26 protein-coding genes and 1 tRNA gene are annotated in these 24,109 nt (G+C 35.8%); 10 read left to right on the plus strand and 17 right to left on the minus strand.

The annotated features are described in order from the left end of the window. Positions 1–8: 8 nt before the first annotated feature. The 4 genes from NU09_RS02575 to aroB all read right to left on the minus strand — a co-directional run bounded on the left by NU09_RS02575 (position 9) and on the right by aroB (position 3,787). On the minus strand, positions 9–980 hold the full coding sequence (locus NU09_RS02575) for a deoxyhypusine synthase family protein (protein ID WP_129749696.1): 972 nt from the start codon (positions 978–980) through the stop codon (positions 9–11). A 45-nt stretch (positions 981–1,025) separates the two neighbouring features. After that, positions 1,026–2,426 carry an arginine decarboxylase gene (locus NU09_RS02580; protein ID WP_129749697.1) on the minus strand — a complete coding sequence of 467 codons (1,401 nt, stop codon included), beginning with the start codon at positions 2,424–2,426 and terminating at the stop codon, positions 1,026–1,028. 62 nt (positions 2,427–2,488) lie between these two features. Next, positions 2,489–2,662 carry a hypothetical protein gene (locus NU09_RS17040; protein ID WP_165357646.1) on the minus strand — a complete coding sequence of 58 codons (174 nt, stop codon included), beginning with the start codon at positions 2,660–2,662 and terminating at the stop codon, positions 2,489–2,491. A gap of 57 nt (positions 2,663–2,719) precedes the next feature. After that, complete coding sequence (gene aroB / locus NU09_RS02585) at positions 2,720–3,787, minus strand: 3-dehydroquinate synthase (protein ID WP_129749698.1); 1,068 nt, start codon at positions 3,785–3,787, stop codon at positions 2,720–2,722. A gap of 91 nt (positions 3,788–3,878) precedes the next feature. On the opposite strand from aroB, the gene NU09_RS02590 reads away from it, so the two are divergent. The 6 genes from NU09_RS02590 (at position 3,879) to NU09_RS02615 (ending at position 7,258) form a co-directional block, all read left to right on the plus strand. Beyond that, positions 3,879–5,048: a proline dehydrogenase family protein gene (locus NU09_RS02590; protein WP_129749699.1), complete on the plus strand. Its 1,170-nt coding sequence runs from the start codon at positions 3,879–3,881 to the stop codon at positions 5,046–5,048. A gap of 46 nt (positions 5,049–5,094) precedes the next feature. Further along, complete coding sequence (locus NU09_RS02595; protein WP_129749700.1) at positions 5,095–5,469, plus strand: DUF4258 domain-containing protein; 375 nt, start codon at positions 5,095–5,097, stop codon at positions 5,467–5,469. A 94-nt stretch (positions 5,470–5,563) separates the two neighbouring features. Continuing rightward, positions 5,564–5,638 (plus strand) — tRNA-Val (locus NU09_RS02600). Positions 5,639–5,804: 166 nt separating this feature from the next. After that, entirely contained in the window at positions 5,805–6,371 is a 567-nt protein-coding gene (locus NU09_RS02605) for a Crp/Fnr family transcriptional regulator (protein ID WP_129749701.1), read from the plus strand. 57 nt (positions 6,372–6,428) lie between these two features. After that, on the plus strand, positions 6,429–6,803 hold the full coding sequence (locus NU09_RS02610) for a VOC family protein (protein ID WP_129749702.1): 375 nt from the start codon (positions 6,429–6,431) through the stop codon (positions 6,801–6,803). Between the two features lie 89 nt (positions 6,804–6,892). Then, the gene (locus NU09_RS02615; RefSeq protein WP_129749703.1) at positions 6,893–7,258 is read left to right on the plus strand and encodes a hypothetical protein; all 366 of its coding nucleotides are present in this window, start codon (positions 6,893–6,895) and stop codon (positions 7,256–7,258) included. Positions 7,259–7,283: 25 nt separating this feature from the next. Here the strand turns inward: NU09_RS02615 and NU09_RS02620 are convergent, their stop codons facing one another. The 5 genes from NU09_RS02620 to NU09_RS02640 all read right to left on the minus strand — a co-directional run bounded on the left by NU09_RS02620 (position 7,284) and on the right by NU09_RS02640 (position 14,333). After that, positions 7,284–8,675 carry a TolC family protein gene (locus tag NU09_RS02620; protein ID WP_129749704.1) on the minus strand — a complete coding sequence of 464 codons (1,392 nt, stop codon included), beginning with the start codon at positions 8,673–8,675 and terminating at the stop codon, positions 7,284–7,286. Between the two features lie 2 nt (positions 8,676–8,677). Continuing rightward, positions 8,678–10,042 (minus strand): HlyD family secretion protein, encoded by a 1,365-nt coding sequence (locus tag NU09_RS02625; protein WP_129749705.1) that lies wholly within the window; start codon positions 10,040–10,042, stop codon positions 8,678–8,680. After that, positions 10,035–11,708 carry a peptidase domain-containing ABC transporter gene (locus NU09_RS02630; RefSeq protein WP_129749706.1) on the minus strand — a complete coding sequence of 558 codons (1,674 nt, stop codon included), beginning with the start codon at positions 11,706–11,708 and terminating at the stop codon, positions 10,035–10,037. Before NU09_RS02630 ends, NU09_RS02625 begins: the two co-directional genes overlap by 8 nt. A 4-nt stretch (positions 11,709–11,712) precedes the next feature. After that, a complete protein-coding gene (locus NU09_RS02635) occupies positions 11,713–12,384 on the minus strand; it encodes a TetR/AcrR family transcriptional regulator (RefSeq protein WP_129749707.1) in 672 nt (223 codons plus the stop codon). Between the two features lie 263 nt (positions 12,385–12,647). After that, complete coding sequence (locus tag NU09_RS02640) at positions 12,648–14,333, minus strand: RluA family pseudouridine synthase (RefSeq protein WP_317125755.1); 1,686 nt, start codon at positions 14,331–14,333, stop codon at positions 12,648–12,650. Positions 14,334–14,427: 94 nt separating this feature from the next. Between NU09_RS02640 and NU09_RS02645 the strand changes: the two genes are divergently transcribed. Continuing rightward, entirely contained in the window at positions 14,428–14,985 is a 558-nt protein-coding gene (locus NU09_RS02645) for a DUF6642 family protein (RefSeq protein ID WP_129749709.1), read from the plus strand. 22 nt (positions 14,986–15,007) lie between these two features. Then, positions 15,008–15,571: a hypothetical protein gene (locus tag NU09_RS02650; RefSeq protein WP_129749710.1), complete on the plus strand. Its 564-nt coding sequence runs from the start codon at positions 15,008–15,010 to the stop codon at positions 15,569–15,571. Here the strand turns inward: NU09_RS02650 and NU09_RS02655 are convergent. From NU09_RS02655 to rlmD, 8 genes are all read right to left on the minus strand, one after another. Beyond that, positions 15,564–16,019, minus strand: a complete 456-nt coding sequence (locus NU09_RS02655) for a GNAT family N-acetyltransferase (protein WP_129749711.1) — start codon at positions 16,017–16,019, stop codon at positions 15,564–15,566. The two genes, NU09_RS02650 and NU09_RS02655, sit on opposite strands and share 8 nt — an antisense overlap. Continuing rightward, positions 16,016–16,843: a sulfite exporter TauE/SafE family protein gene (locus tag NU09_RS02660; protein WP_129749712.1), complete on the minus strand. Its 828-nt coding sequence runs from the start codon at positions 16,841–16,843 to the stop codon at positions 16,016–16,018. Before NU09_RS02660 ends, NU09_RS02655 begins: the two co-directional genes overlap by 4 nt. A gap of 30 nt (positions 16,844–16,873) precedes the next feature. Further along, positions 16,874–18,067: an alanine dehydrogenase gene (locus NU09_RS02665; protein WP_129749713.1), complete on the minus strand. Its 1,194-nt coding sequence runs from the start codon at positions 18,065–18,067 to the stop codon at positions 16,874–16,876. A 54-nt stretch (positions 18,068–18,121) separates the two neighbouring features. Continuing rightward, positions 18,122–18,529, minus strand: coding sequence for a tRNA (adenosine(37)-N6)-threonylcarbamoyltransferase complex ATPase subunit type 1 TsaE (gene tsaE, locus NU09_RS02670; protein ID WP_129749714.1), 408 nt, complete (start codon positions 18,527–18,529; stop codon positions 18,122–18,124). A 9-nt stretch (positions 18,530–18,538) separates the two neighbouring features. Then, the gene (locus tag NU09_RS02675) at positions 18,539–20,092 is read right to left on the minus strand and encodes a bifunctional response regulator/alkaline phosphatase family protein (protein ID WP_129749715.1); all 1,554 of its coding nucleotides are present in this window, start codon (positions 20,090–20,092) and stop codon (positions 18,539–18,541) included. A gap of 145 nt (positions 20,093–20,237) precedes the next feature. Further along, positions 20,238–20,939 carry a DUF6048 family protein gene (locus tag NU09_RS02680; protein WP_129749716.1) on the minus strand — a complete coding sequence of 234 codons (702 nt, stop codon included), beginning with the start codon at positions 20,937–20,939 and terminating at the stop codon, positions 20,238–20,240. Further along, the gene (locus tag NU09_RS02685; RefSeq protein WP_129749717.1) at positions 20,920–21,456 is read right to left on the minus strand and encodes a DUF6452 family protein; all 537 of its coding nucleotides are present in this window, start codon (positions 21,454–21,456) and stop codon (positions 20,920–20,922) included. Before NU09_RS02685 ends, NU09_RS02680 begins: the two co-directional genes overlap by 20 nt. A 21-nt stretch (positions 21,457–21,477) precedes the next feature. Further along, positions 21,478–22,890 (minus strand): 23S rRNA (uracil(1939)-C(5))-methyltransferase RlmD, encoded by a 1,413-nt coding sequence (rlmD, locus tag NU09_RS02690; RefSeq protein WP_129749718.1) that lies wholly within the window; start codon positions 22,888–22,890, stop codon positions 21,478–21,480. A gap of 68 nt (positions 22,891–22,958) precedes the next feature. Here rlmD and NU09_RS02695 point away from each other — a divergent pair, with 68 nt between their 5' ends. Together NU09_RS02695 and NU09_RS02700 are read left to right on the plus strand one after the other, a co-directional pair. Next, positions 22,959–23,513 (plus strand): DUF1697 domain-containing protein, encoded by a 555-nt coding sequence (locus NU09_RS02695; protein WP_129749719.1) that lies wholly within the window; start codon positions 22,959–22,961, stop codon positions 23,511–23,513. A 109-nt stretch (positions 23,514–23,622) separates the two neighbouring features. Then, a complete protein-coding gene (locus NU09_RS02700) occupies positions 23,623–24,039 on the plus strand; it encodes an OsmC family protein (RefSeq protein ID WP_129749720.1) in 417 nt (138 codons plus the stop codon). Positions 24,040–24,109 lie beyond the last annotated feature (70 nt).

The raw sequence follows: 24,109 nt of genomic DNA on the forward strand, positions 1-24,109 counted from the left end.
AAATGATATTATAAATCTAACAGGTAAGCAAAAATTAGAGGGGCAACAATTGTTGCATCCGATTCGATAATAAATTTAGGTGTGTTGATATCCAGTTTACCCCAAGTGATTTTTTCGTTAGGAACAGCACCCGAGTAAGAACCGTAACTTGTTGTTGAGTCTGATATTTGACAGAAATAGCTCCAGAAAGGAACATCGTGCATTTCCATATCCTGATAAAGCATTGGTACTACACAAATAGGAAAGTCACCTGCTATACCACCACCAATCTGGAAGAAGCCTACGCCATTGTTACTGTTTTTAGTATACCAGTCTGCAAGGAAAGTCATATATTCAATACCTGATTTCATTGTAGAGGCTTTAAGTTCACCCTTAATTACATAAGAAGCAAAAATATTACCCATAGTACTGTCTTCCCAACCCGGAACCACTATTGGAAGATTCTTTTCGGCAGCAGCATACATCCAGCTGTCCTTAAGGTCTATTTCATAGTACTCTTCAAGAGCACCGGAAAGTAAAAGTTTATACATAAACTCATGAGGGAAGTATCTTTCACCGTTATCATCAGCATCTTTCCAAATCTTGTAGATGTGTTTTTGCAGCCTTCTGAAAGCTTCGTGCTCTGGTATACAAGTATCTGTCACACGATTAAGCCCTCTTTCCAGTAAATCCCATTCCTGTTGTGGAGTAAGATCTCTGTAGTTTGGCACTCTTTCATAATGAGAGTGAGCCACAAGGTTCATAATATCCTCTTCAAGGTTAGCCCCTGTACATGAAATGATTTGCACTTTATCACGACGAATCATTTCTGCGAAAATTTTACCAAGCTCCGCTGTACTCATAGCACCTGCTAGTGTCACCATCATTTTAGCACCGCCTTTAAGCTGATCTTCATACGCTTTTGCAGCATCAACTAATGCAGCCGCATTGAAGTGTAAGTAGTGCTTTTCAATAAACTGGCTAATTGGTCCTTTGTTCATTTTAATATTGTTTATGTATGTTTTTTTAAAAAAGTCAAAAATAGATTATTTTTTTTCGTATCCTAATATTTTTAGAATATCTTCTGCCTGTTGTTGTTCAGAAAACACCTCGGTAGCTAAAATACCGTTTTCATCCCTGTCTATCAGTATATGTTTTGGCTGCGGGATAAGGCAGTGGTGTAATCCTCCGTATCCGCCAATTGTTTCCTGATATGCACCGGTATTAAAGAACCCGATATATAAAGGTTTTTCTTTATTGTATTTAGGCAGGTAAATGGCGTTCATGTTTTGCTCTGAGTTGTAATAATCGTCACTGTCACATGTCATACCACCTAAAAGAACTCTTTCATACTGGTCATTCCAGCGGTTTATGGCAAGCATGATAAAACGCTTATTAATAGCCCATGTATCCGGAAGGGTAGTAATGAAAGATGAATCGATCATGTTCCATTTTTCCCTGTCATTCTGTTGTTTTTGGTAAAGTACCTGGTATATGGCACCTGCACTTTCGCCTACAGTAAACGAACCGAATTCAGTAAATATGTTTGGTACATCAACATCAGCTTCCTCACATGCAATCTTGATCTGGTTAACAATCTCATCAATCATGTATTGGTAATCATAATCAAAAGCCAGTGAGTTTTTGATAGGGAAACCACCACCTATATTAAGACTGTCCAGTGTAGGACATTCTTTTTTAAGGTTGATATAAACTTTTAAACATTTTAAAAGCTCATTCCAGTAGTAAGAAGTATCCCTTATACCTGTATTGATAAAGAAGTGAAGCATTTTAAGCTCCAGATTCTTGTTTTCCTGTATTTGTTTTCTGTAAAAAGGTACAATGTTTCTGTAACCTATACCTAATCGGGAGGTGTAGAACTCAAACTTAGGCTCTTCCTCAGCGGCGATACGGATACCTATTTTAAACTTACCTTCAATCTGTTCCTGTAAAAGGTCCAGTTCTTCGTAGTTGTCTATAATAGGAACAGTTTTGTTGTGCCCGCTATTAATAAGCCTTGCAATACCTTCTATGTATCCGTCTCTTTTAAAGCCGTTACATATTACATAAGTATTTTTATTTATTTTTCCTGACTCAAGCAGGTTTTCAACAATATTTATGTCAAAAGCCGACGAAGTTTCTATATGGATGTTGTTTTTAAAAGCCTCATTCATTACGTATTCAAAATGAGAACTCTTAGTACAGTAACAATAGTAGTATTTACCATCGTACTTATTTTTTTCCATGGCATTTCTAAACCACCCTTTTGCTTTACGGATGTTATTAGAAATTTGTGGCAGGTATGTAAATTTTAAAGGTGTACCATATTGCTCCACAAGCTTCATAAGATCTATGTTGTGGAATAACAGGTTGTCTTTATTTAGTGTGAATTCTTCCTGAGGGAAATAAAATGTTTGGTTTATCAGGTCAAAGTATTTTGTATTCATTGCTATTTGTAAGTTTTTGACAGATTATAAAATTAAGAAATACCTAAAGGAATAATCTGTTTTCAAACTCTTAAATTAGCATACATTATCTCTAAACTTTTGTGAATGTTTTTATTAAATAAAGTTTCATAACCTGTAATATTTTTCAGAAAAAGCATAAAACGCTTGATAAGGGCTAACTTACTGCTATTGCTTGTAGTTGCTGCTTTAGAAAGTATATTTAGGTCTCTTTTCATCGGCGCAAATGTAAAAAATATTCATTCGTATTTAAAAACAAATTTCTTAAAAAAATGTTACCCCAAATAGTTGTTGAATGCGTTGATTATCAAATCGTTTTTCACAGGCTCATTAAACAGGGCTTTTCCAATGCCTTTTAACAGCACAAACTGAACTTCACCAAACTCACTTTTTTTATCGTGAGCCATTATATTTATGATGTTTAGAATGTCGCTTTCACTAAAGTGGGTAACACCGAATAATGAAGTTATAACTTCTTTTATTTCGGTATATTCATTTAAAGTTAATAAATCTTTTTCAAATGATATGTAACTTTCTAAAACCATACCTATGGCAATGGCTTCACCGTGAAGTAATTCTTCTTTTTCAGGGTCTTCCAGAAAATAAGATTCTATAGCATGACCAAGGGTATGTCCAAAGTTTAATATTTTCCTTAATCCTTTTTCATTGAGATCCTGAGATACTATATCGTTTTTAATAATTACAGAAGTATATATAAGCTCAAGCAGGTCATCGGTTGTTAATCCGCTAAGGTCTAAAAACTGATTCCAGTAAGCTTTATTACATATAAGTCCGTGTTTCAGCATTTCTGCAAGGCCCGATCGCATTTGGTTCTGCGGTAATGTATCAAGGTAATTGACATCTATTAAAACAGCAACAGGTGTGTTGATAACCCCTACCTGATTTTTAAGTGTGCCCAAATCCACTCCTGTCTTTCCGCCTACAGAGGCATCTACCATAGCAAGTAGGGAAGTAGGTACATTAATAAAGTCTATTCCCCTTTTAAAAGTAGAGGCTACAAATCCACCCAAATCGGTAACCATACCACCGCCTACATTAATAAGGAGGCTCTTTCTGTCGGCACCCATTTCCGTAAGGGCATGCCAGGCCTGCACGCAAGTCTCTATGGTTTTGTTTATTTCTCCTGCATCAATTTCAAGTATCTCAATTTCCACGAGCGTGGCAAACTGGGCCAAAAAATTAGGGAGGCAAAGCTGAGAGGTGTTACTGTCGGCTAATACAAATACTTTAGAATACTTTTCGGGGGTTACATTATCCTTTAGGAAAGCATAACAATCGGCATTAAAATAAACGGAATATCCTGTGGATTGAATAGCCTGCATAGTGTAGTGTTTTAATTATATCGCAAAATAAAGTATTTTATATCATTAATTCTTGAACAGTATTTATATTTGCACAAATTTTTTAAACACAATGGAAAAAATCTTCAACAATACAGCGGTTGCTTTTTCCCTTAAAAGTGATACTGAACTTGACAGGGCATATTTTCTTTTTAAAATGATAGCTTCACAGCCTTTAGTGAGAATAGGAACAGCGGTAACTAACTTTGCATTAAAAGTACATTTACCTGTTGAAGGCCTAATCAGGGCTACAGTTTTTGATCATTTTTGTGGAGGTACTACAGAAGAGGATTGCCTGCCGGTTGTAGATAAAATGTTTACCAAAGGTGTTACTTCAGTTCTTGACTATTCTGTAGAGGCGAAAGAGGAAGAGTTGGAATTTGATAAAGCCCTTGAAAAAACATTAAAAACCATTGTTTTTGCAAAAGAAAGAGCGGCTATACCTTTTGCTGTATTTAAGCCTACCGGTTTCGGACGTTTTGAATTGTATGAAAAACTGGGAGAAGGTAAAACCTTTACAGTTGAAGAAGCTGCAGAGTGGAACAGAGTAATTGAGCGTTTTGAAAAGGTTTGTAAAACGGCTCATGAAATGGATGTTGCCTTATTGATTGATGCTGAAGAAAGCTGGATGCAGGACGCTGCCGATGATCTTGTTGCAGACATGATGCGCAAATACAATAAAGAAAAAGCTATTGTATACAATACCCTGCAAATGTACCGTTGGGACAGACTGGATTACCTTAAAAAACTTCATTCACAAGCTCAGGAAGAAGGTTTTCATATTGGAATGAAGGTAGTAAGGGGAGCTTATATGGAAAAGGAAAACAAAAGGGCAGAGGAGAAAGGTTATAAATCACCTATTTGTATTTCTAAAACAGCTACAGACGAAAACTATGATGCTGCTATAGTATATATGGTAGATCATATAGATAAGATGGCTATTTTTGCCGGCACTCATAACGAGGAGAGCTCTTATAGGCTTATGCAGCTTATGGAAAAGAAAGGTATAACAAAAGCAGATAGAAAAGTGTTTTTCGGTCAGCTTTACGGTATGAGTGATAACATTAGCTTTAACCTTGCTGAAAACGGTTACAATGTAACCAAGTATCTTCCGTTTGGTCCTGTAAGGGATGTTATGCCATACCTAATAAGAAGGGCAGAAGAGAACACTTCTGTAGCAGGGCAAACAACCCGCGAGCTTAATCTTATAAGCGCTGAAAGAAAAAGAAGAAAATTAGAATAACAAATTAAAGCAGGCTTGGCCTGCTTTTTTCAAAAATATATTTATTATGAAATTTAAACACCGTTTAGCTTATTACCTTTTTGGAGCCCTTATTGGCTGTATGTTCTTATTTATGTTTTTAGATAAGAAAGATGCCGAGTTTTGTTATCTGCCCAACTGTAGGGTATTAAAGAACATCAGAAGCAAATCTTTTACTATGTCAGAGGAGGCTAAGCAAAAATTAGAGGAAAACTGGGTAACAATGGATGATGTAAAGAAATGTACAGAGCATGGCGACGTAGATTTTTCAAGAAGTAAGGCTTCTTATAGAGGAGGTAAAATTTATGTTATTGAAGGTAGAAATACTAATAATGAGCCTATTGAGATTGAAGTGGTGAATTTTGAAAATAAAGTGCTTTTGAAGGACATAAAAAAACTTTAAAATATTTTTTAAAAACGCTTGCAAATACAAATACTAGGTGTATATTTGCACTCGCAATAAGGAACTGAACAAGGGACGAAATTGCAGACATATCGGGCGATTAGCTCAGTTGGTTCAGAGCATCTCGTTTACACCGAGAGGGTCGGGGGTTCGAATCCCTCATCGCCCACTACTTAAAGAACTCCTCAGGAAACTGGGGAGTTTTTTATTTATATTTGTTCTCATAAGAATCCGCCAAGGAGGTAGAGAGACAACTATTTTTGTTCTGATACGATATAGCTATATGAGAACTGGTTAATGTTTCCGAAAAATGGTACTCCAATTAATTCAAACAAATGATATCAGAGATATTACATACAACCGGTAATTATGCGGATTGGGAAGTGTCTGTTTTTGAGAAAGCGGTAAAGATAATTCAAATCCAAAAAGGGGAAACAATCTTACATGAAGGCGAAGTTGCACGCTCACTATACTATTTAATCCAAGGTGAGGCCTATCAGTTTAGAAGTGATGAAGACGCTTTACATGTTATTGACCTCCATACACAGGGCACTTGGTTTTTTAATTATAGCAGTTTCGTTTCCCAGGAGCCTTCCCGGTTGTCTATTGCGGCGTATTCTGATAGTACGGTTTTGGAACTTAGCCTCGAAGCAGTACATTACCTGATTGGAAAATCAAATTCATTTCTGCAATTAAACAATGTAATGATTGCTCCGGCAACAAGGTTGAATTTTTTCGATGCTGCCCTGACGCCTTTAGAGAAATATAATTTTGTAATGGGGAATACGCCAGACCTTGTACAGGCCTTTCCCTTAAAATTCATTGCATCTTACCTAAAGATTGCACCTGAAACACTTAGTCGCGTCAGGTTGCAATGGGCAAGGGAAGCAAGAGGTTCTTGATTTCAGTCAAGCGATTGTCCTACACTAATTGTTTAGCTTTGTAGCAAATAAGTAGCTATGAAACATAACGTCAAAGCCATTAGGCCATTTATAGGCGCACAAAACTTTAAATGTTCCGCTGATTTTTACCGCGACCTTGGGTTTGAAGAGGTAGTACTATCACCGGGTTTTTCGCTTTTTAAAACCGGTAACCTCGGATTTTATCTTCAGGACGCATATGTAAAAGACTGGATTGACAATACCATGATTTTTTTAGAAGTGGACGATGTTACAGCTTTTTGGGATACGCTTTCTGCCCTGCGCTTAGCTGAAAAATATCCGGGAGTTAAACTTGTACCTGTTAGAACCGAACATTGGGGCAGGGAATGTTTTGTATATGATCCTTCCGGTATACTATGGCACTTCGGAGAGTTTTTTACCCCTGAGAAGTGAGAAGCATATCTTTACCCCGTCAGGTAAGCGAATTAACTTTTACACTATCATTCCGTATCTTAAAACTAATAATTAAAAAGCACAATATCATGAATTTTACAAAACTGATTCCCAATATATTTTATGCAGATATTAACGACGGGCTTAAACTATTTGTAGAATGCCTTACCTTCGAAATCACGCACAATGAGCTAAGTGCAAAACAGCCTTTCTGCGTGCTGGAAAAGGACGGATTAAGCATATACCTCTTTCAGGATGCTGCGGCAGCTGGGGAGCACCACCCGGAAATCCGGCTGGTAACCGATGCAATTGAAGACGTGTACAAACAGGTTGCTGCTTCCCACCCTGAATTTTTACACCCGAATCTTAAGGTTGTTACACTACGGCCCTGGGGAGCAAAAGAATTTGCATTGACGGATTGCCAGCTTGGGATTAGAATACAACAGTGGACGTAACCGGGAGTGTACACTAAACTATAGACTATTGCGAAACAGCCATAATTTTGAAAAGGCCTGCATTGCTCATCAATAAACTGTTTTCCATGTTAATTTGCTGTATTCTTGCAGCTATAAGATTGGTCTCACGGGAATTGATAATAAAGATTGAACTTTCCCCAAACGAAAAAAGACGGTCTTCGGCTTCAAGCATTGTCTGGTAATCTTTTACAAGGCTTTCCAAAAGGTTTACCTGTCTTTTAAGCGATGCTATTTCTGTAAGCTGTGCATCAATCTTATTTTTAATCTGTAACTGTTCCTGTTGCAATTCGAACTTTGTATCCTGTAACTTGAGCTTAGTTAAGTTTAAGGCTCCTCTTTCTTTCCTTAAAAAAATAGGGAAGGAGAAGTTAAGTCCTATCTTGTAATCTTCTGTACGAAAATTATCAAAATAGGAGGGTTCTGAAAGATAATAATAGCCTAAATCAATTTTTGGAAGTAAATAATTGGCTTTGAGTTTTCTTTCAATATCCAGCATCTCAATTTTAGTTTCAAGCATTTTAAGTTTTGGATGTGTTGTAATAATAGCCTCAGTATTATTTATTTCTCCTGTATTTAATATAGTTTCAATCTGTTCAATGAGCTCTACTTCCGGTTTTAAATCTTCTGCAGGTTCAACCGGAGTTCCGTTAATCCATAAATAGTTAGCCATTTCCAGTCTCGCTTTATTTAATTTAAGCGTTGCATTTTCTAGGCTTAACTTACGGTTTTTTAAAGATATGCCCGTTTCTACACTATCAATAGCAGGTTTGTCACCCTGTTCTATAAGCTTTAAAACACCCTCATAGCGCTCTTCTGCATAATCAAGGTACTCTTTATACATTTGTACCTCGTTATAATGTTTAAGCCATGAAAAATAAGCCTCAGAAGCATTGTAAAGTACATCTAAAGCAGAAAGGCGCTGTTGGGCCTGACTAAGGTTTATTTGTAGTTTAGCGTTCCTTAAATCGGCCATTCGCTGATTAATAAATAATCCCTGTCCAACCGGTACGGTAATACCAACAGAAGTAAGCCCCTGGTTAGGTGTGGAGTTTTGCGGATTAAGATAAACACCCTCACTGTTATCAAAAGCTGCCTTTAGTTCTATACCATACCAAGTAGGGATTTTAAAGCTACTGTTTAAAATGGAATAATATTCTGTATCCTTGAATTGTTTTTTATCAAAGTCCACTTCAATTTTAGGATCAAATCCGCCACGTGCCTGCATAAGTTGTGCCTGCGCTTTATCAATTTCAAGATTGGCACGGCTCACCATTGGGTGATACTTTTTTACATAACCCAAATATTCACTAAAACTAAGTATGTCTTTATCAAATTCTTGTGAAAATGCTCCAAAAGGCATTAAAACAATAAAGACAAGAAAGAGAAACGGTTTCATGATTATTTCTTTTGGTTATCTTTTGATGAAGTTGCTTTATCAGTTTGCGCGCTGTAATAGTTAGGAGGGAAGCCGTTTAGGTTTCGCCATATCTCATACCATACAGGTACATTATCAAGCAAGGCTATTGTTTGTGCACCGGCACCTATACTTAATTGTTCCGGCCATGGTTGCTCATCCTTATCTGGAGATACAAGTACCCTGTATTTACCGTTAGGGCTTATAAAGTTTTCTATTGCCACTACACGACCGCCAAATGTACCATAAGACATTCCAGGCCATCCCGAAAATACAATGGTAGGCCATCCGTCAAACCAAACCCTTATTTTTGACCCTTTCCTGATTAAAGGTAAATCTATAGGGTCTACATAGGTTTCTACAGCAATATCATAGCCCGAAGGCATAATACTTACTACAGAAGTACCTTCCTTAATTGTTTCTCCTATACCGCTTAGTAGTGCTTTATTTATATAACCGCTTTGTGGTGCTTTTATGTAATATAAACCATTACGGATACTATAGTTAACATACTGGTTTTCCAGTTTGGTAACCTGTGCCTCGGTATCATAAAGACTGCTTAAGGCAGTATATTTATCACTACCTGCCTTAGATATCTTTTCGGTATACTCGGCTCTTATTCGGTTAATTTCTACACGCGCGTTAATAAGCTCATTTTTTGATCCAAGCAGTTTGTTTTCCTGAGTAATTATTTTTGCTTCTGCTTCCTGTAGCTTGAGTCTTTTTTCTTCTACATCGGTTAAAGGTTTTAGACCTTCACGGTTAAGGTTTACGGCACGGTCAAACTGTGTTTTTGCAATTGTAAGCTGCGTATTAACAGCAGCAAGGTCCATACTGTCGCTCTTAACTTTTAGTTGTGCCTGCTTTATTTTGTTACGTCCCTGTTCAAGTTTTAACCCTAATTCTGTATTTAAAGACTGCATTTGACTTTCCAGAGCGACTACTTTGTTGTCATAGGATTCTTTAGCCATTTTTTTGGCATCTACCTGCTGCTTGGTGTTTTCTACAAGGTTAGGGTCAAAGTATTCTTCCTTAATTTCAGAAATAAATACAATGGTATCGCCCTTATTTACAAAATCACCTTCCTGCACATACCATTTTTCAACTCTTCCCGCAATGGCAGAGTGAATGGTTTGTGGCCTTTGGTCCGGTTTTAATGTTGTTACAGATCCTGTACCCCTAATGTTTTGTGTCCACGGTAAAAACAAGCCAGCAAAACATATAACACAAACAAAAACAATTATCCTGTTCAGGATTTTGTAATGAGGCCTGTTGTTAAGCACTTTTATGGTCTCATATCCGGTACCATTTTCAATTTTAACCGGGTTATTGTCAGATATATTAAGCATTGCCTGTTATTTTAATGTCGTTAACAATCTCTCCGTTGTTCATTTCAATAAGCCTGTCGCAGGTTTTTTCCCAATACTGGTCAACCGATGATACAATAACTGTCCAGTTGTTTTGCGGGCTAACCAAAAAGTTGGTAATCTTTTTTGCACTTTCGGTATCCATACTTATGGTTGGTTCTTCCAGGAATAGTATTTTAGGTCGGGTAATTATGGCTCTTGCAATCATTATCTTTTGGATTACCGATCTTGTTAACTGTCTTCCGTCAGGATTAATTTGTGTTTCCAGTCCCATAGGCAGCCTTTTAACTATTGTAGTAAGGCCAACAGCGTTTAAAGCCCATTTAATATCTTCACCCTGAATGTATGGGTTATTAAAGGTTAAATTCTCCAAAAGTGTGCCTTCAAAAAGAGTGTCATCCTGCATAACTACACCTATGCGATCTTTATAACACCCATTGTCTGATTTTTTTATGATATTGTCATTGGCATATAGTGTTCCCGATGAAGGAATTAAAAAACCGGAAAGTAATCTCACCAATGTTGTTTTACCGGAATTATTATTCCCGGTAATAAATACTTTTTCAGACGGTAAGATTTTCAGACTTACTTTTTTGATGATATCAATGTCGTTATCAGGATAACGATAGCTCATTTCCTCAGTTTCCAGAGTAATATCATTTTCAAAAAGATCTGCTTTGGTACTTTTAAAATCTTCCTGAATTTCAAGATCTGTTACAACTCCAATTTTCTCGACAGCAGTAAGTACATCATATAGGGTTTCAAGACCAATGATGATCTTCTCTACCGAGTTAATAATAAGTAGTATTATAATTTCGGCAGCGACAAACTGTCCAATGTTCATTTTTTGGCTAAGTACTAAAAAACCACCAACAGAAAGAAGACCGGCTGTTATAAAAACCTTATATAATATAAGCTGCGAGAACTGTCTTTTTATTACATTAAAGTGCTTTTCCCTAAACGATACATAGTTGTTTACCAGTTTATCATTTTTATTAAGGGAGAAATCAAAATTACTTTTTCTCCCAAATGTATTTTTATTACGTGCTATTTCCTGTAACCAGTAGGCTACCTTATATTTGAAGGTAGATTCTTTAAGGCTTGTATTTAAGCCTTCCTGAAATGAGAATTTAAAGATGATATAAAGTATTCCTACCAATAACACACCAAATATTATAAAGAACGGGTGATAAAGTGATAGTAATATTAACCCAAGACTAACCTGTAATAGGGCAGTAGTGAAGTCTAGTAAAAGTTTTGATGTCCCTTTTTGTATGGTAAGGGTATCAAAAAAACGGTTAGCCACTTCAGGAGGATATTTATCATAAAGTGCATTAAAGCTTAATTTTGGTAAGCGGTATGCAAATTCAAATGAAGACCGTATAAATATTTTCTGCTGGAGATTTTCCGTTATTCTTAACTGCATCAGTGTTAGTATCCCCACCAATGCTACCCCCAGGGTTACTATTATTATTAGTACTATCCATGATATACTTATCTGACCTCCCTGTATAAAATTAACTATAGCTTGTACACCCAGAGGTAAAGAGAGGCTTATAAGCCCTGAGAAAGCTGCATAAAAAATTATTTGATAAATGTCTTTTTTATCCAGTTTCAGTAAATTATAAAATCGTTTTAATGGGGTCATATCTTTAATTTAAAACTTTGTTAATCATATCCATGTAAAAATCAGCTGGCGTAATTAAATCATCGCAGTTAGTTATGGACTTTAAATGTTGCTTTAAAAAATGCTGATGCAAAGCCCCTTCAATTATGGAACTTGCAAGAGAGTCAGGGTAGGGATAATTACTGTTTACCTCTTTTATTAGTTGTGAGATACGATGTATTACCCGTTTATAGATTAAAAAGAAACCATTTCTGTTTTCCAGATCAACTTCTTTTGTCAAAATTGTTTTTGTAAAATCTGATATAATTATTCGTTGTAATACAGATTCATTAATATGTTCGGTAGATAAATCATCTTCAATCTCTTCTGTAAATAATAAAATTGCTTTTTTCAGCCTCTCATGTGCACTTTCAAGATTAGCGGTTTCAAAAACCAGACGGTATTCCATCCAACTCCAGTACCACGAAGTAAGATATATTAAGAGTTTATGTTTGTTTTCAAAGTATCGGTATATTGAACTTTCATTACTTTCAATTTTTTGTCCCAGTTTTTTGAAAGTAAAAGCTTCAAAGCCCATCTCATCTATAAGCAAGATACTTTCATTCAATATTTTTTTACCTAATGCTGAACTTTCGGGATCTTTTACATAAACATTTTCGTTTATAATCAATTTAACGTTAGATAGGACAACTCGCATATTAAAATATTTACTTGCAAAAGTAATAGTATTACTTTTAATATTGATATTAAATTCTAATTTTAACTTTTGTTGATGTTTAAATTTAATATAATTAAGTGAAATTATGGCTTTTAACCATGGTGTAAATGCCTGTTTTAAGCGAGTAAAATTGTATGTGTAAGCATTAAATTTACATGACGTAATTTAATGTAAGATGCAGGGTTTGGATTTAATACGCGTTTGTGCGAAAAAGTAGTGGGAGGATTTAAGAAAATTTATATTTAAAAGCCTTCAGTTACTTCAAAACTTATTTTTTCCTCTGTTACAGGATGTACAAATTCAAGATAAGCGGCATGTAGGTGAAGTCTCTCTGCAGCAGTGCCATACAAATCGTCGCCTACAATAGGAGCGTTTAGGCCCAACTCATGTGCCGAGTGCATACGTAACTGATGTGTACGTCCCGTAAGTGGCCAAAAGTGAATCTTGGTTGTTTTATCTGTTTTTTCAACAACCTTCCATTTTGTAGTGGCTTTTTTACCATGCTCAAAACAAACAAGCTGTCTTGGCCTGTTATCCAGATCACCACGCAATGGTAAGTTTATTTCACCTTCCTGTCCGTCTATAACTCTGGAAAGCAATGCAGTATATCTTTTGTTTACAGTTCGTTTTAAAAACTGTTTTTGTATGTTTTTATGTGCTTCTTTGGTTTTGGCCACTACTAAAAGGCCTGATGTAGACATATCCAGCCTGTGTATAATAAGAGGTTCTATATCTCCCCACATGGCCTGTAGCCTAGAATAGACAGAGTCCTGAACCAATATGCCGGGAACTGAAAGCAGTTCAGCAGGTTTATTAACCACGATTAGATGATCATCTTCATAAACTGTCTCTAGTTTTTTTCCTTCGCCCTGATTGATAAGGAATGGATTATCATCTACAGGCATCCCTTCCAGCATGTGTTTTAGGATAGGCTTGCATTTACCTGTACAGGCAGGATAGTATTGTTTGTGCTTCCTGACTTCAGATTTTGGAGATGCTCCCCACCAAAACTCAGCCATTGCTATAGGTTTAAATCCGTGAAGGAAAGTATACTGAAGTAATTTAGGAGTTGCACATTCACCTGCACCGGCAGGAGGCTTGCCAAAAACGGTATCGCTGAATATAGCGTGCAGGCTTTTTTCTTTGCGGTCCTTATTTAAGAAAGCATATTGTTCAAAAAGCTGTTGCTGTAGTGCTGCCGATTTTTCCCTTCTTTCTTTCTTAAGACTTTCAATAGTGTCTTTATATTTTGCCACTTCAATTTGTACCTCTTCCAGAGTTTTTTTCCATTGATTGGAAAGAAGTGAGTACTGGTGGTTGTCATAATGGCTAAAGCGTATTAAATATGCTTCAAAACGAGCATAATCAGCTTCATTAATGATGTTTTTTCTTCGGTCGCGCAGACTTTTCCTGTAAGCCTTATTGCTTTTTAAACGTTTTTTAAATGCTGCTATTTCTTTTGCAGACTGAACAGAAAATTTTTCTAAGTCCTCTTTTAGCTTGATATATCTTTCATCCTGTTCAATTTCCTTAACCTTATCATTAATGCTGTTAAGAATGTATTGCTCTTTAAGAAAAAAGCTGTCTTCCACAAGCATATCAAAAACAGGAGGTACAAACATAGGATGGTCATTAGAATCGGCAAGTTTTCCTGAAAAAGCCGAAAGATACCCCAGCTTGCCTTCTTCATCCTGAATTACCAATACCCCAAACATTTTACCTATAACCAGTCCGGGTTGATTTTCTATAAGTCCGAAGTTATGGTTTAAATCGGTTTGATTTTCGAGATATTCCTGTAATTGAGCTGTAGCAATTTTAGTGAGCGGGTGGGGTTCGTAAAAAAACGGAAAAGTAAAGCGCTCCGGTAAATCTATATCATTTATCAGGCTCTCAGTAAAATACGTAATTCTGTCTTTTGGATTGCTCACCACCGCACAATTATTTTTTTGCGCGAAAGTAACTGATTTTGATTAAAAACTAAAAGAAAGCTACATTTGTTATCTATTATTTTGCAGGAATTTTATGGAATACGATAAGTTTATATTTTGCCTTGAGGCTGTTAACGATGTTGAAACAGATACCGAAACAGAAGTAGTAAGGAATTTGGAAAAGTTGGCTTATGAAGGGATAGACAGTATTTACAAGAGTTGTGACACAATAGAGGGAATGGAAGAAAGCCTTCAGATATTGCTTTATAATGACCATAATTTTAAAAATTATGAAATTATTTACTTGGTAATGAAAGGGGAGGCAAATAATATATGCCTAAATGGTTATTACTATAGTATTGAAGAAATAGCCGAGCTTTTTGAAGGAAGAATGAAAGGAAAGGTTATTCATTTTGCTAATTCAAAGATTTTAGATCTTGAAGAAGAAGAAGCCCAGTATTTTTTAGATGTTACAGGGGCTAAGGCTATTTCAGGATACGGAATTCCTTTTAGCGGTGTAAGCAGCGTTAATTTGGACAAGATATTCTTCAGCCTTTTTCAGGATAGTGATGATGTAGTTGATATTGTAGAAGAGCTGCATGAAAAAACGTATGCGCTTTGTAAAAGGCTTGATTTTAGGTTGTATTATTAATTAGACTTTAAGCGATTTATATATGGAGATATTTAGCGATATAATAAGTTTAATTAACCTTTTATTTATCAAGCCTCTTTTGGTTACAGTTTTTATTTTACTTTTTTACAGAATTTTATCTAGCAGAAAAGATGTTGTTACAGAAGCTGTTTTAATTGTAAAATGGGGAGTGCTTTTGTATATTTTTCTTGATATAATTTTCTATTCAGTACTTTTAATTTTTCCTAATGAAGAATATGGTTTTGTAAACAGGGCTACCGGGCCATATTGGTGGAGTTATTTAATAATGATGTTAGGACACCTTTTAATACCTCTGTTGCTGTTAGTAAAAAAGTTAGGTAGAAACATTTATTTCCTGCTCTTTGTAAGTTTTGTAATTAATATAGGCTGGATGTTCGAGAGATTTGTAATAATTATGACGTCAATACACAGAGATTATGAACCGGATAGTTGGTCAGGTACTTCAATTCCTTTGTATGGAGATTGGTCATTACTATTAATAGGTGTTATTGAAGCTGTATTAGTATTGACTTTAGCCTATTTTTTAACTCTTAAACCTAAGAAAGAAGAAATCAGTACTAATTAATTTTTTCTATACTATTTTCCATTCTGTATAAGTCCAAGTCTTTACCCCAGTAATCTTTCACGATTTCCTGAGTTTCAAAACCAAATTTCTGGTAGAATTTGTAGGCCAGCTGAGAGGTGCGCACCATTATTTTTGTAATGGTTTTAATTTCTTTTAATTTCTTAATCCTGTATAGGGTAAGGGTAGTACCAAGTCCGGCGCCCTGATGCTCCGGATGAAAAAAATCCCAGGAAAGAGTACCTGTGGTTTTATCTTCAGAAATATTAAAGCCTCCCGCACCTACAATTTCGTTATGCAGTAATATTATAAAATAGCTGTAAATGTGTTTATCCAGATAATCAATAAGGTCCTGTTCTTCTTCAGGAGCAAAATATTTTGGAATATTAAGACGAAGCAGCTTTATAAGAGATTCTCTATCAAGAGGAGTATATTCTCTTATTGTAATCATCTCTTGTAGAATAATATCCTGAAGCCTACAATAATTAGGCATACAGCCAGTGCCCTAATAATAACATGGCTTTTTATCCTGTGAGAAAAATAGGCTCCTAACTGAGCTCCAGGTACGACGCCTAAGCTTAGGTAAACTATGGTAAGAATAATTTCGTTATTGCTGTATGTTCCACTAAAGGCATGGGTAATAACACTAACCGTAGCCATTACAGCTAAAATAAAGTGTGAGGTAGCTGTTGCAATATGAACAGGGAAACGCAACCAGTTTACCATTGCGGGTACGTGTATAATACCTCCACCAATACCTAAAAGAGGGGAGATGTAGCCTACAAATACACTTATTATAGCTCCAAAAGATTGTTTGTAACTGTATTCATAAGTTGTTCCTGCCTTATCTGTAAGTTTGGTGCTTTTATATCCTTTTCTGGTAATTTGAGTTATTTTTTGAGCAACAACTTTTCGGTTTTTAAAGAAAAGATAAATTGATAAAACAACGAGTAATATACCAAAAATAATATTAAATGTTTTCTCGTTTATGTATTTAACTGTCCATACTCCTAATATAGATCCCGGGATAGTATATAAAGCAAATGTAACTCCAGCTTTATAATCAATCCTGCCCGATCGTGCATAGGCAAATGAACCTGATATGGAATTTAAGGCAACTACAGCTATAGATATTGCTGTTATTGTTTCAGGTTCAAATTGTGGGTAAAAGAATAAAAGAAAAGGAACAAGGATAAAGCCTCCACCGGCCCCAATAAGTGTTCCGACAGTTCCTATAATTAATCCAACAATGATGAGTAGTAGTGTGTTTTCCAAATCGGGTTTTTTTTCCTGATTTCTAAATAATTAAAATATTAAAAGATTAATATCTCTGAAAGGTATATTAAACCAGTCGGCTATAGATCTGTTAGTTAATAATCCATGATAGAAATATATACCGTGTTTCAAACCATAATTGCAGCGTATTGAGCTTTCTATACCACCATCTTCGGCCATCTGCAGTAAAAACGGACTAATGATATTACTGATAGACATAGAAGCCGTTTTAGAATAGCGTGACGGTATATTAGGAACGCAATAGTGAATTACATTGTTCTTAATAAATGTCGGCTTTTCGTGAGTGGTGATTTCCGAAGTTTCAAAGCATCCCCCAGTATCTATACAAACATCAATAATAACAGCACCTTTTTTCATATGCTCTACCATAGTTTCACTAACTACAATAGGTGTACGTTCTTTTCCACGCATTGCGCCTATGGCTACATCACAACGCATAAGGGCTTTTAATAATACCTTTTCTTGTATGGTTGATGTAAATATGCGTTGGTTAAGATTGTTTTGCAACCTGCGCAGCTTATTGATGGAATTATCAAACACTTTTACGTTAGCACCAAGTCCTAACGCTGTTCGGGCAGCATATTCGGCAACCGTTCCTGCACCAACAATAACAACCTCTGTAGGAGGAACACCGGTAATATTACCCAATAGTAAGCCTTTACCTATTTTTTGGTTTATCATCAATTCTGATGCTATAAGTACAGATGCTGTCCCTGCAATTTCACTTAATGATTTTACGGCAGGGTAGGAGCCGTCTTCATCCTTAATGAATTCAAAAGCCAGGGCTGTTATTTTTTTAGAAGTCAGAGCCTCAAAATATTCTTTTTTCTGGGTTTTTAACTGAATGGCAGAAATGATCAGCGTTTGCTGGTTCATCATTTCAATTTCCTTGACTGTAGGTGGTTCTACTTTAAGAATAACGGGACATCCAAATACTTTTTTTGTATCGTTGGTTATTTCGGCACCTGCGTCGCTGTATTCCTTATCCGTATAGCTGGAACTCAATCCTGCACCTGCTTCAATCATAACGCGATGGCCATGAGCCGTAAGCGAAGTAACCGCATCGGGTGTTAGGCAAATTCTTCTTTCCTGATAAGATGTTTCTTTGGGAATACCTATAAACAGGTTACTTCGTTGCTTTCCTACTTCAAGTTTCTCCTCCTGCGGAAGCAATTGCTGTTTTGTGAACGGTGTTAACGACATGGTTTGGCTGAAAAAATTTGATACAATTTACAAAAATTATACTAAGTTAAATAACTATTTTACAACTAGATGCCTCTTTCCGTCCGGCAGTTGTTTTATGGTAATTGTAGTGTGGTCTAAAGGTATAAGGTTAGGTGTTTTTTCCGGCCATTCTATAAGGCAAAAGTTACCTGAATAAAAATACTCATCAAGCCCCATATCATATGCTTCTTCTTCTGTATTTAAACGATAAAGGTCAAAATGGTACAGTATATCACCATTTTCTGTTTCATACTCGTTTACCAGAGAAAAAGTAGGACTGGAGGTCATGTCTTTAACCCCCAGCCGTTTTGCTATAGCCTTAATAAGTGTTGTTTTGCCTACACCCATGCCTGCATGAAACAGCACAGTCTTTTTCATATCATGTGCGAGTATCTGTTTTGCAGCATTATCAATCTCCTCAAGGGAAAAAGTCAGTTCCATATAATTAACCTATTTTGGGTTAAACACTAAAAACGGAATAATCATTTCTTCCAGTGAAATACCGCCATGCTGGTAGGTATTTCTGTAATAGCTTACATAATGATTAAAATTGTTTACATAAGCCAGAAATAAATCGTTTTTAGCAAAAATAAAAGAACTGCTCATATTTACAGCAGGAAGCTGAATACTTTTTGGATCTTTTACATGATAAACATCTTTATCTTCAAAAGTAAGGCTTCGTCCTGTTTTATAACGCAGGTTAAGGCTTGTATTTCTGTCTCCTATAACTTTAGAAGGGTTCTTTACGTTTATGGTACCGTGGTCTGTAGTCAGAATAAGTTTAAAGCCCATTTGCTGAGCCTGTTGTATCATTTCTAATAACGGGGAGTTTTTAAACCAGCTTAATGTAAGCGAACGGTAAGCTTTGTCGTTACTTGCCAGTTCTTTTACCACATCCATTTCGGTTTTGGCGTGAGACAGCATATCCACAAAGTTGTATACTATTGTAGTAAGGTCATTATTTTTAAGCCCCTTAAAGTTGTCTACAAGCTTTTTACCATCCTTAAAGTTGGTGATTTTATAATATTCCTGTTTGATGTTAAGACCTAAACGGCGAAGTTGTTCTGTAAGGAACTCAGCTTCATAAAGATTTTTACCACCATCTTCCACATCATTTTTCCAGTATTGCGGGTATTTTTTTTCCATTTCTAAAGGAGTAAGACCTGAGAATATGGCATTACGCGCATACTGTGTGGCAGTAGGTAATATGGAATAGTATGAAGTTTCCTTTTCAAGCTTGTAATGGTTATTCACTACACCTTCAAAAGCTTTCCACTGGTCATACCTAAGATTATCAACCACAACAAAAAGTATAGGTTGTTTCTTTTGAATTTCTGGAACAACAAGTTGCCTGAACAGGTTATGTGAAAGTATCGGTTTATCATCTTCTTTAGGATTAAACCAATCTTCGTAGTTTTTCTCTATAAATTTACCAAACTGTGAATTGGCCTCCAGTTTTTGAGATTCCAGTATTTCTATCATACTGTGGTCTTCAATATTTTCAAGCTCAATTTCCCAAAAGATAAGTTTTTTGTAAAGATCTACCCAATCCTCATAACTGTTTACCATAGAAAGATCCATGGATATTTTACGAAATTCCTTTTGGTAATCAAGCGTAGTTTTCTCAGATACCAGTCTTGAGATATCAAGGTTTTTCTTTAAACTAAGCAGTATCTGATTAGGGTTTACAGGTTTTATAAGATAATCGGCAATTTTAGACCCTATTGCCTCTTCCATAATGTATTCTTCCTCACTTTTGGTAATCATAATTACCGGAACAGAAGACTTTTTCTCTTTCATTTCGGCAAGCGTTTCTAATCCGCTTAACCCGGGCATATTTTCATCAAGGAATACTATATCAAAGTTTTCTTCATCAAAAAGATCAAGGGCATCCTGTCCATTATTGGCAGTAGTAACTTTATAATTCTTTTTTTCAAGGAAAAGTATATGTGGTTTTAAAAGGTCAATTTCATCATCAACCCATAAGATCTTTATTTCATTCATAATTCTGGTAGTTATTCAGCATAAAATTATCTTGCAATTTAACGCTAAATCCCCATTTTAGTATTAATTATTTTATAAAAATAACCCGTGGCAATAAAAAAAGCGCAAGTATATACTTACGCTTTTAAGTTAGGGTGCTGTTATACTATTTTTTACCTTTCTTGTAGATAGGTATTAAATAGGAAACAGTATAATTAAATCCGGTTCCAAAGCTACCTTCATAAGTTCGGTTAAAGCCCGGAATGTATAGATTGTCGAAGTTATCAGGCTTATTGTTTACAATAAGCGTCTTAAGCCTTAAGCTAAAACCAAGGAAAAGGTTATTTACCAGTTCTGCTTTTACACCGGCTACAAATTCAAGCCAATGTGCATTTAACCCAGTATATTCCTGGTTGGGATAGACTATAGTTGGGTCATAATAGCCGGAAGGATCATAAATCTCGTAACTATTAAGGGTTTGGCTAAAACTGCTTACCCCATAACGCATACCCACATAGATCATATTTTGCATGTCCAGCCAGTTCTCATAAGTATTATAATCAAAACCTACTTTAAGGTAGGTTCCGTTAGTGGTAAAGTTTAACTGGTCGTCGTCAACCGTAATTTTTGTGTTTCCTATCTCTGCAGCTGCAAAGAATTTTTGTGAAACCCTGTAGTCGCCCACAATCTCAAAACCCTGAAAATTATCGTCATAAATAGAGCGTGCAGCGGTATATAAGTCTGCACCTATACGAAGGCCATAACGCTGGTTTTTAATAGAAGTGTTGACTATTGTATCCTGTTCCTGTTGTGAAAATGCTGATGTAAAAACCAACATTAAAACGACACTAAAAATAAATTTTGACATGTACTTCATCTGAGGTTTCAATGTTAGGCTGTTCTATTGTATAATCCTGTATCCAAAGGCCGTCTGCATCCTGAGAATCATCTACCTGTGGGTTAGGATCATCCTGTGTATTCGGGTTAAGTATAAAATTAGATTTAAAACCGCAGGCTCTGGAAACATAAATTTCGTTATGTACATATTTAAAAGTAACAGCATCTTTGTTATAAATGGTATCACTGTTTACTTTTTTACCCAGACTAAAAATCCATTGCGATTCTTCATTATCAGTCCTCAGGGGTACTAATATTTTATTAGTGTTTAAATATGTTTTGTAACTGGGTAGTGTATCGCCATCAGTTGTGAAATATTGAAAATAAGTTACATTTTTCAGTACAGTACGGTTGTCTTTATCATAAAACTCAACTACAATATTTGGAGTAGTAATACTACCCTCTGCACATAAATCGTCTTTTTCACAACTCAAAAAGCCTATGGCTGTAAGGAGTAACAGAAAAGAACATGTAATTATTTTTTTCATATTGATAAGGCGGATATTAAATTATCGTTTTTCCAAAAGTACAACATTTTCCACATGATGTGTTTGCGGGAACATATCCACAGGACGCACACGTGTAACTTTATATTTTTCGTCCATCAAAGCAAGGTCGCGTGCCTGTGTTGCTGAGTTACAGCTAACATATACCACTTTCTCCGGTGCAATTTTTAAAATTTGCTCTACCACATCTTTATGCATACCATCGCGTGGCGGATCGGTAATAATAACATCAGGTTTACCGTGCGTACTAATAAATTCTTCATTGAACACAACTTTCATGTCTCCAACAAAAAACTCGCAGTTGGTAATATTATTGCGTTTAGCGTTTTCCTTAGCATCGGCAATTGCTTCCGGTACAGCTTCAACACCAATGACCTTTTTAGCTTTTTTAGAAACAAACTGTGCGATTGTGCCTGTACCTGTATACAAATCGTATACCAATTCGTTACCTGTAAGACCGGCAAATTCTCTGGTTATCTTATAAAGCTCAAAAGCCTGGTCAGAATTAGTCTGGTAGAAAGACTTGGCATTAATGCTGAATTTAAGACCTTCCATCTCTTCCAGTATATAATCACGGCCTTTATATAGTATAATATCCTGATCGTAAAGTGTATCGTTAGCCTTACTGTTAATTACATATTGTAATGAAGTGATTTGCGGGAAACGCTCTGCAAGGAAATCAAGTATTAGCTCACGTTTTTCCTTATCGTCTTCAAAGAACTGTATAAGTACCATTATCTCTCCTGTAGAGGCAGTACGTATCATCAGCGTACGAAGAAGCCCTTCGTGATTACGCGGATTAAAGAATGTAAGTCCGTTTTTATTGGCAAAGTCTCTTATCTCATTTCTTATGGCATTGCTGGGATCCTCCTGAAGGCTGCAATGTGTAATGTCAAGAATTTTATCCCACATTTTAGGGATGTGGAATCCCAGGGCATTAGCATTGTCAATTTCTTTTCCGCTTTGAATCTCTTCTTCAGTCATCCAACGGCTGTTGGAAAAAGAGAATTCCATTTTATTACGGTAAAAAAACTGTTTTTCTGATCCTAATATAGGTTCAAAATCAGGCAATTCTATTTTACCAATACGCTTAAGGTTGTTATATACTTCCTGGTTTTTATAAAAAAGCTGCTGGCTGTATTTCATGTTTTGCCATTTACAGCCTCCGCAAGAACCAAAATGACTACATACAGGGTCAATTCTGTGTTCAGAATATTCATGAAAGTTAATAGCTTTTCCTTCATAATACGACTTTCTTTTCCTGAAAGTCTGTATATCTACCACATCACCCGGAACCACATTTGGTATAAATATAACTTTTCCGTCGGGAGCTTTTGCTACCGATACGCCTTTTGCGCCTGCATCAAGTACTTTGACATTGTCAAACACTATCTTGTCTGATCTTTTTCTTCCCATGCGGCAAAAATAAGCTATTGCTTATAAAATTTAAATATTTTTGTAATTAAACTCTTTATACTACAATAATGGCTTTATACTTAGCGCTTTTCAGGGGGATAAATGTTAGCGGAAAAAAAATCATAAAGATGGAGGATCTTAGGAAACTCATGGATGCCGAAGGATACAAAAACGTGAAAACGTATATACAAAGCGGTAATGTGATTTTTGAGTCAGATGAAACTTCTAAATCAAAAATAGCTGCGGCTATTGAGTCCATGATTGAAAAACAATACGGATTTAAAGTAGTTATTTTTGTAATAGATATGAATGATGTTAACAGGGCAGTGGCTAATAATCCTTTTGCCAAAAAAGGAGAGTTGGAGGAAGGCACTAAAAAGCTGTATGTAACTTTCCTTTCGGAAAAACCTTCAGTTGAGAATATAGAAAAACTAGAGCAGAGTTCAATCGGAGAGGATATAATCGAATTAAGAGATGATATTCTATATTTTAAACTGATTTCTAAAGCATCTGAAACTAAACTTTCCAATAACCTTATAGAGTCTAAGCTTAAGGTAAGTGCAACTACAAGAAACTGGAATACAACCCTAAAACTGCAGAGTATGATGGAAGATTATGAGTAACGACTTACAACTTTAATCTTTTGTTAAATTTAAGTTGTTCATACTATGTTGCTTAGCAATTGAGTAACTTTATAAGGAATTAAAAACAACTATAAAAAAGAATCGACTTATGAAGAGAAATGCAACAGCCGTTTGGGAAGGCTCATTAAAAGAAGGAAACGGTAAAATTAGCACTCAAAGTGGTGTTTTAAACAATACACAATATTCATTTAAAACCCGTTTTGAGGATGGAAATGGTACTAATCCTGAAGAACTAGTAGCGGCTGCCCATGCAGGTTGCTTTACCATGCAGTTAACTGCTTATATAAATGAGGCAGGTTTTGATGTAGCATCTATTGAAACAAAGTGCAATATTGACTTTCAAAATGGTAGTATTGTCGAGTCTCATTTGTCATTAATAGCGAGAATTGATGATATAAGTACTGAACAGTTTCAGGAGCTGGTTAAAAAAGCTGAAACGAATTGTCCTATATCAAGACTGCTTAATACGAAAATCACGTCGAATGCAACGCTTGTGCAGAACTAGATAAATTACAAAGGTTACTTAAAGCCCCTTGCTAAGGGGCTTTATTTATTTTAGGGATTTGTATATTTGG

It is taken from the genome of Flavobacterium beibuense, from assembly GCF_004151245.1.
Taxonomy (GTDB): domain Bacteria; phylum Bacteroidota; class Bacteroidia; order Flavobacteriales; family Flavobacteriaceae; genus Flavobacterium; species Flavobacterium beibuense_A.